The sequence below is a fragment of the Roseiarcus sp. genome, from assembly GCF_052145395.1.
Taxonomy (GTDB): Bacteria; Pseudomonadota; Alphaproteobacteria; order Rhizobiales; family Beijerinckiaceae; genus Roseiarcus.
This window is the reverse complement of record NZ_JBKQOT010000258.1, coordinates 1-6,820: the sequence shown is the minus strand read 5'-3', so window position 1 is coordinate 6,820 and position 6,820 is coordinate 1. Positions and strand designations below refer to the sequence as shown.

Annotated in this window: 5 protein-coding genes and 2 pseudogenes; 5 read left to right on the top strand and 2 right to left on the bottom strand. The window is 66.2% G+C overall.

Annotated features, from left to right (window positions below):
- Positions 1-465: 465 nt before the first annotated feature.
- Positions 466-546, top strand: a pseudogene (locus tag ACLP25_RS08755) (DUF1330 domain-containing protein); the annotation flags it as partial.
- 180 nt (positions 547-726) lie between these two features.
- Here ACLP25_RS08755 and ACLP25_RS08750 read toward each other — a convergent pair.
- On the bottom strand, positions 727-1,257 hold the full coding sequence (locus tag ACLP25_RS08750; RefSeq protein ID WP_442468816.1) for an Hsp20/alpha crystallin family protein: 531 nt from the start codon (positions 1,255-1,257) through the stop codon (positions 727-729).
- A gap of 591 nt (positions 1,258-1,848) precedes the next feature.
- Positions 1,849-3,276: a DUF5939 domain-containing protein gene (locus ACLP25_RS08745; RefSeq protein WP_442468815.1), complete on the bottom strand. Its 1,428-nt coding sequence runs from the start codon at positions 3,274-3,276 to the stop codon at positions 1,849-1,851.
- Between the two features lie 262 nt (positions 3,277-3,538).
- On the opposite strand from ACLP25_RS08745, the gene ACLP25_RS08740 reads away from it, so the two are divergent.
- From ACLP25_RS08740 to ACLP25_RS08725, 4 genes and pseudogenes are all read left to right on the top strand, one after another.
- A complete protein-coding gene (locus ACLP25_RS08740) occupies positions 3,539-4,105 on the top strand; it encodes a cold shock domain-containing protein (RefSeq protein ID WP_442468814.1) in 567 nt (188 codons plus the stop codon).
- A gap of 110 nt (positions 4,106-4,215) precedes the next feature.
- The gene (locus tag ACLP25_RS08735; protein WP_442468813.1) at positions 4,216-4,680 is read left to right on the top strand and encodes a baeRF12 domain-containing protein; all 465 of its coding nucleotides are present in this window, start codon (positions 4,216-4,218) and stop codon (positions 4,678-4,680) included.
- Positions 4,681-4,807: 127 nt separating this feature from the next.
- Positions 4,808-6,418, top strand: coding sequence for a CYTH and CHAD domain-containing protein (locus ACLP25_RS08730; RefSeq protein WP_442468812.1), 1,611 nt, complete (start codon positions 4,808-4,810; stop codon positions 6,416-6,418).
- 10 nt (positions 6,419-6,428) lie between these two features.
- A pseudogene (locus ACLP25_RS08725) lies at positions 6,429-6,820 on the top strand (hypothetical protein); the annotation flags it as partial.

The following is a 6,820-nucleotide window of genomic DNA, read 5'->3' as shown; positions in this document are numbered from 1 at the left end:
CCTTCAGCGACGCAATCGCCGCCGTTCGACGGTTGCTGTGGAGTCCCCCGACTTTATCAATATCCCGGCTCGACCCGGATCGCGTGGAAATTCCGGCCACACTCTGGCAAAGACTCACCGAAACGCTTTGCTACGCCGCGTAAAATGGGCAAAGTCGAGCTAAGCTGATGTTGTGAAGGTTGAGACTTGACCGCCGCACCACCCGCTGCACGGCTGGAGGGTCCCCGCGGTTTGCGCGAGACGAAGAGCTATTATGAAAGCCTATGTGATTTTCGACGTCGAGATCGACGATCCGATACGCTAATCAGGAATTCAGAGACTTGGTGTGGCATGCCGTAACGGCGGCGGGGGGGGCAATATCTGGCGCGCGACGGCGCGCTGAAGGTCTACGAGGGCGAGTGAGCGCCGCGCAACCTCGTCCTTCTCGAATTTCCGTCGGTCGCGGCCTGGGAGACGTTCTATCATGGGCCGACCTATCAGGGCTTAAGGTCCATCCGCGACACCTGCAGCTCCGCGCGGCTCGTCAGCGTCGAGGCGCTGGATTGAGCGCAAGTCCACGCTGCCTGCGGAGCCAGATGATTGGGCCCAGGGACCGAAGTCAGCCGGCGCTGTACTATCACGCGTCGCACCGCGGCGGGCGATGCGGACCCGCCGCAACGACTGGAGATATCTCCTACGTAGACGTCGCCTGCTTCCCGTTCAAATCCGGAGTCCGCCGTCCATTTCTCAACCGCCTTTCACTTCGATCTTCTTGACCGGCTTTTGCGCCTCGGCGGTCTTCGGAAGCGTCACCGTGAGAACGCCGTTCTTGAAGCTCGCCTCTATCTTGTCGGAATCGACAGTCTCCGGGATGCGAAGCGCGCGCTCGAACGAGCCGAACCGACGTTCCCTCAATTGGAAGTCCTTGTTCTTCTCTACCTCGTCCTCTTGCTTCTCGCCCTTGATCGTCAGGACGCCATTCGCGATCTTGACCTCGACGTTCTTCACGTCGAGCCCCGGCAGCTCGGCAGTCAGTTCGAACGCCTTATCCTGCTCAACCAGATCGACGGCCGGAGCACCGATCCAGGAATCAGGGAGCCAGAACGGCTCGAAGGCCGGCCTACGGAACGACCTCAATGGGTTCATCGTAAAATCCTCAAACACCCGGTCAATTTCGCGCCGAAGATGCTCGAGCGGTTGCCAAACGTGCATAGCGCTCGCAGGGGCCAAATGCTTGGCTTCTATAGTAACAGGAACTTTCGTTTCATCCTGTGGCATTTGAAAATCCTTTCGAAATTCTCTTCAGAATAGTCCGAATAATCTGGATTGCATTGATCTCGCGCAATTCGTTTAGGCTTTGTGATCGAGGATCGCGTCCACGCGGGCAACCGTCGGCCGGCGCGTCCCGCGTCCGGCGGCTACATCCGCGCGCCTGAGCGCGGCAGAGAGCGGTTCCGACGGCGATCTCCTCCAATGATCGAAACGCGGGATCGGCGCTTCCTTCATGGGGCCGGCTGCCGAGCCGTCCAGGGTCTCGGGCGCCGGCGCTCTCCACTTAGCCGGCGCTCTCCACTTACGTGAATCGCGATGGCGCCACTTTTGATTGCGGAAAAGCGGAAATGCCGTTACGATCCCTTCATTCGAACCGCAGACGAAGCGCAAGCGGATCGACGCCGTCGCGGACGGGACGCGGCCGCTTGCGAGGAAATGGCCGCATGACGAAAAAAATTCACCCAAGGTCGCGCGTAAGCCATTGAAAAGGCTAGTTTCAGTCGAGAGAATCCAAGAAAATCCAAACATCCGAAAGCGAGAATTTGCGGAGCCGTGACGCCGCCCCGCGCACGCCTGAGGAAATCCAAATGAAAGCCCTCACGCCGCCGCGCGGTCGTTCTCCCGGATCTCGTAGATCTGGAACGCCTCGCTGACGCCGCGCAAACTCAAATGACGCGACGTCGTGCGATAGCCCGTTTCATGCAGGAGACGCGCTGTTTCCGGGCTCTCGACGATCGGCTTCGTTGCGAGCACCGCTGCGGGCTCGGCGAGGCCCTGCACCCGGGCCGCAATGTTGACCGTCTGCCCGAAGTAGTCCTGTCGGTCGTCGAGCATCACCGCAAGGCACGGCCCCTCGTGCAGGCCGATGTTGAGCGCGAGGTCCTCGCTGCCGCGCTCGGCGTTGATCTTTCGCATCGCTTCCCGCATCCGCATGGCGGAACGGAGCGCCCGGTCGGGCGTGGGGAAAGTCGCCATCACCGCGTCCCCGATCGTCTTCACCACGGCGCCGCCTTCGGCCGAAACGGCGGCGATCAGTTCGCCGAAATGGCTGCGCACCAGATCGAAGGCCGCAAGGTCGCCGACCCGGTCGTAGAGCGCGGTCGAGCCCCGGAGGTCGGTGAACAGAATCGTGAGGCTGGTGATCTTGAACCGCTGCTCGGGATCGAACGTGCCGCTGCGATAGAGGTCGCGGAAAACCTGATTGCTGAGGAGCCGCGTCGCCGTCAGGAACGGCTGCCGGTTCACGGAGAGCTCGTTCAGTTCCTTCCCGTGCACCCAGAGCGCGGGGAGGGTGCGGCGGGCCGCCTTGTTCTCGAACGTGATCCGCACCGGCCCCGGCGCCAGCGTCACCGTGCCGCTGTGGGCGTGCGATTCTGCGAAAATCAGCGAGAGCGTACGCCGTTCCTGCGTTTCGTCACCCGATACGTCCAGGAACACCGAAGCGTGAGTCACCGGGTCGAAGGCGATGATGAATCCCTTCGGCAGGACGAGCGACATGGACGCCCTTTCCCCGGGACCCAGCTCCATCTGATCGAGCGTGACGCGGCCGACCGCGCTCTCGATGTCCTCCGGCAGGTCGGCGCCCGAACCCCAGAAGATCTGGCGCATGTATTCCGCGTGGGACAGGGAGTCGGGATCGTGGGCGCCGATGCGCCGGATGCGTGGGTTGACCGTGAACGTGACCTCGATCAGATTGTCGAGCGTCGGCTCGTGGCCTTCGGCGCAAAGCGAGCAGAAGTACTCGTGCCGGTTGATCGTTTTCAGCGCCCCGGCGGTCTCCAGGACGCCGCCGCATCCCGGGCAAAGCACGTTCCATGACATGTCGAACAGGCCAAGCCGCGCGGCATGCACCAGCGCGCCGATCGTCGCCTCCTCGCCGAGGCCGTGGGTGGCGGCGAAGACCAGCGGATTGATGCGGTTGAGCGACCGGTCGGGCGCGGAGGCGACGGCCGTCTTCAGGCCCTCGGCCGCCGATGGCTCGGCCGTTTGGCTCAACAGGTCCCACAATGCGGCTGATTCGGTCATCGGGCTTCCTCCGATTGGCGCGTCCCGCTCATGTAGGGCCGGTCCCCGTCCCGCGCCAGAGCGGGCCGGCAATGTGGCGGCGGAGCGCGGCGAAGTTGAGACCGCTCGTCCCCGGTCGGCCGAACGCCAGTTTCCTGTGCGGGCCGAGGGCCGCTTTTGATCCCCCGCAAACACGCGCTGCAGGAACAGGTTATGATTATCGTTCGGTCAGCGGAGGCCTCAACCGGCTTCCGTCGGAGCCGCGCCGGATCGGAGGGTCCTCATGCAAACCCCAGTCGAGATCGCCTTTCGGCATTATCAGCCGTCGGATGAGGTGCGGACGGAAATCGCCGCGCAGACGCGGCGGTTGGAAAAATTCGGCCCGGACATCACGAGCTGTCACGTCGTCGTCACGGGACCGGAGGGCCGGCGCCGCAACGGCGGCCTGTTCCAGGTCGAGCTGCGCATCGCCATGCCGAGCCGCAAGGACGTGATCGTCGACCGGCGGCACGGGGACGCGCCCGAGCATGAGCACGCCCTTGCGGCGGTCCGCCAGGCCTTTGACGCGGCCAGGCGCCAGATCGAGGACGCAGAGCGCGAGTTGCGCGGCGAGGTGAAGGTTCACGCGCCGGAGGACCGCGGACGCGTGACGAAAGTGATCGCCGGCGCCGATTATGGGTTCATCGAGACGGCCGACGGGCGCGAGGTCTACGTGCATCGCAACGCGGTGCTGGACGGGGCGTTCGACCGGCTGAAGGTCGGCGACGAGGTCCGTTTCGTGGAAGAGGAGGGCGTCAAGGGTCCCCAGGCGAGCACAGTCCGTTTTACCGGGCGCCGCCGGTCGGCGTGAGGCTGTCGCGCCCGTCTTCAGCGGGAACGACAGCCGTTCGAATCATTCCTTTTAGGGGGCGCCGCCGCGGCCAGGGACCGCGGGCGCTCCTCGAAGCGTAGGAGACGACAATGCGGAGACCGATCATTCCTCACGACGCATTTGTCTTTGTCGGCGACGGCCGCAAAGCGCTGTTCCTCCGGAACGCCGGCGACGAGAAATTCGCCCATTTCGTCATCGAGCAGACGTTCGTGGACGACAATCCGCCGACCCATGATCAGGGCACGGATCGTCCCGGCCGCGCCTTCGCCAGCGCTGCCGGCGCACGCAGGAGCGCCATGGAGCCGACGGACTGGCACGACATCGAGGAGCATCGGTTCGCCGAGCGCGTCTCCAAGGCGCTGGAGCGGCTGGCGCGCGAGCGCAAGGCGCCGGCCCTGGCGATCGCCGCCCCGCCGCGAACGCTCGCGGACGTGCGCGGCGCGCTCGCCCCCGACGTGAGGGCGAAGGTGGTTATCGAAATCAACAAGGATCTCACCCGGATGCCGGTGTGGGACATCGAGAAGTACATCTTGGGCGCGATCGTGAGCGCCTGACCTCTGCGTCGCCGCCCGCCGCCGGAGCGCCCTCGCGTGGGCGCATTGATTTGGGTCAAGCGCGCGTCGGGGCGATCGCCTAGGATAGCTGCTTCGGAGACGGCGGGCGGTCGGCCAAGGATTTTTCATGACGCGTGAAACGCACTCGCAATGCGGCGGGGAAGGGGGGGCGGAGGCTGGCGCAGAGCGCGAGCTCAAATTCGTCGCCGATCGCAAGACTTTGAGGGCGGCTTTGGCGTCGCCGCCGCTCGGGGGCGAGGCGGGGCCTCCCGCATGGCGAAAGCTGAAGACGGTGTATTTCGACACCGACGAGGGCGACCTCTCCCGCGCCCGCGTCGCGCTCCGCGTACGCCGCTCGAGAGACGGCTGGGTCATGGGCCTCAAACGCGCCGCCGCAGAAGACCGGGGCGCCTTCGAGCGCGAGGAGACGGAAGTCGCTTCGCCATCCGGCGATTTGGACCTTTCGCTGTTCGACAAGGCGACCGCGCGCGAGATTACGGACATCACGGGCGACAAGTCGCTCGCGCCGCGGTTTGGCTCCGACATCCGCCGCGCCGCCCGGACCATCGAAACGAACGGGGCGGCGATCGAGGTCGCCTTCGACGAGGGGTTTTTGTTCGCCGGCGAGCGGCGGGCGCCGACGGCGGAGATCGAGCTCGAACTGAAGTCCGGGCCGCCGGCCGCCCTGTTCGACCTCGGGCTCGCGCTGGTTGAGGCCTTTCCGGTGCGGCTTGGACTCCAGAGCAAGGCCGAGCGCGCCCACGCGCTGATGTCGGCAGAGCCGCCCGAGCCCGCGTATGCGGAGGACCCAACGCTTCGCCCGGATACGCCTCTCGACAAAACGATCGCCGCCGTCATGCGCAATTGCCTCGCGCACTTCCTCGGCAACCTGTCGGCGCTGGAAGCGGGCGACGCGGTCGAGGCGGTGCACCAGATGCGGGTCGCCATGCGCCGGCTGCGGTCGGCGCTGGGCCTCTTCGGCCGGGCTTTCCCCTGCGCAGAATTTGAGGCGCTGCGGGCGGAATCGGCGCGGATCGCCGCCGTGCTCGGCGAGGCACGCGACTGGGACGTGTTCGTCGAACGGCTCAGCGACGGCGCGCTCAAGCGGTTCGCTCAGGACCCCGGCTTCGACGTCGTCCTCGCCGCGGCCGAGGCGAAGGGCGCCGCTGGCCATGCGGCCGTGAAGCAGGCGGCAGGCGGCAAGGCGGTCGCGCGCTTTGCGCTCGGACTCGAGCGGCTCGCGGCCGCGCGCGGCTGGCGAAATGGGGCCAGCGAGGAGACGCTCGCCGCGCTCGACCAGCCGGTCGACGTCTTCGCCGCGCAATGGCTCGAGGCGCTCGACCGCAGGGTCCGGCGGCGCGGACGCCATTTCCGGTCGCTGACCCCGGAGGCGCGTCATGCGCTACGCATCGCCATGAAACACATGCGCTACGCCACCGAGTTCTTCGGCGGCCTCTTTCACCCGAAGTCGGCCGCCAAACGCTACATTGAGAAGGCCGCCGCGTTGCAGGACCTGCTCGGCGATCTGAACGACGCGGCGATCGCGCTCCGCCTTGTCAAGGCGCTCGGACCCGCGAAACATGGACAAGCCGCCTACGCGGCGGGCGTCATCGCCGGGTGGTGCGCGCGGGAGAGCGAGGGCGATCTGGTCGCGCTGAGAAAGGCTTGGCGAGACTTCGCCACGACTGCGCCCTACTGGCGGCGCGAAGACAAGAACGGCCGGCGCGAGTCGGCGTGAGGGGCAGGAAATGGTGGCAAAGGTCGAAATCGTCGAGCGGCTGGGCGAGGGCGCGGTTCTTCTGCCGAGCCTGATCGAAGCGGGACTTGCCGCCAACGATCGCCTGAAAATCCGGCTGACCCTGCTGCAGGAGGCCTCGGCGCAGGCGGCGACACCGGGCCGGTCCGCGCCGTCGATGGAGCGTGAGCTCAGAAGCGTCGGGCTCGCCGATCCGGCTTTCAGCGCGACCGTGTCAGGCGCGCGCCGCATCGACGCGGAAACGTTCCTGGCGCCCGGCGCCGAAGCCTTGGCGGCTGGCATGGCGAGCGATCTTGCGGCCATGCTGCGGCCGATCGAGGTCGCCGAAGCCGACGGCGCGGCGGCGCTGAAGGCGCGCGTCGAGGCGACGCTCGCCGCGCTTCC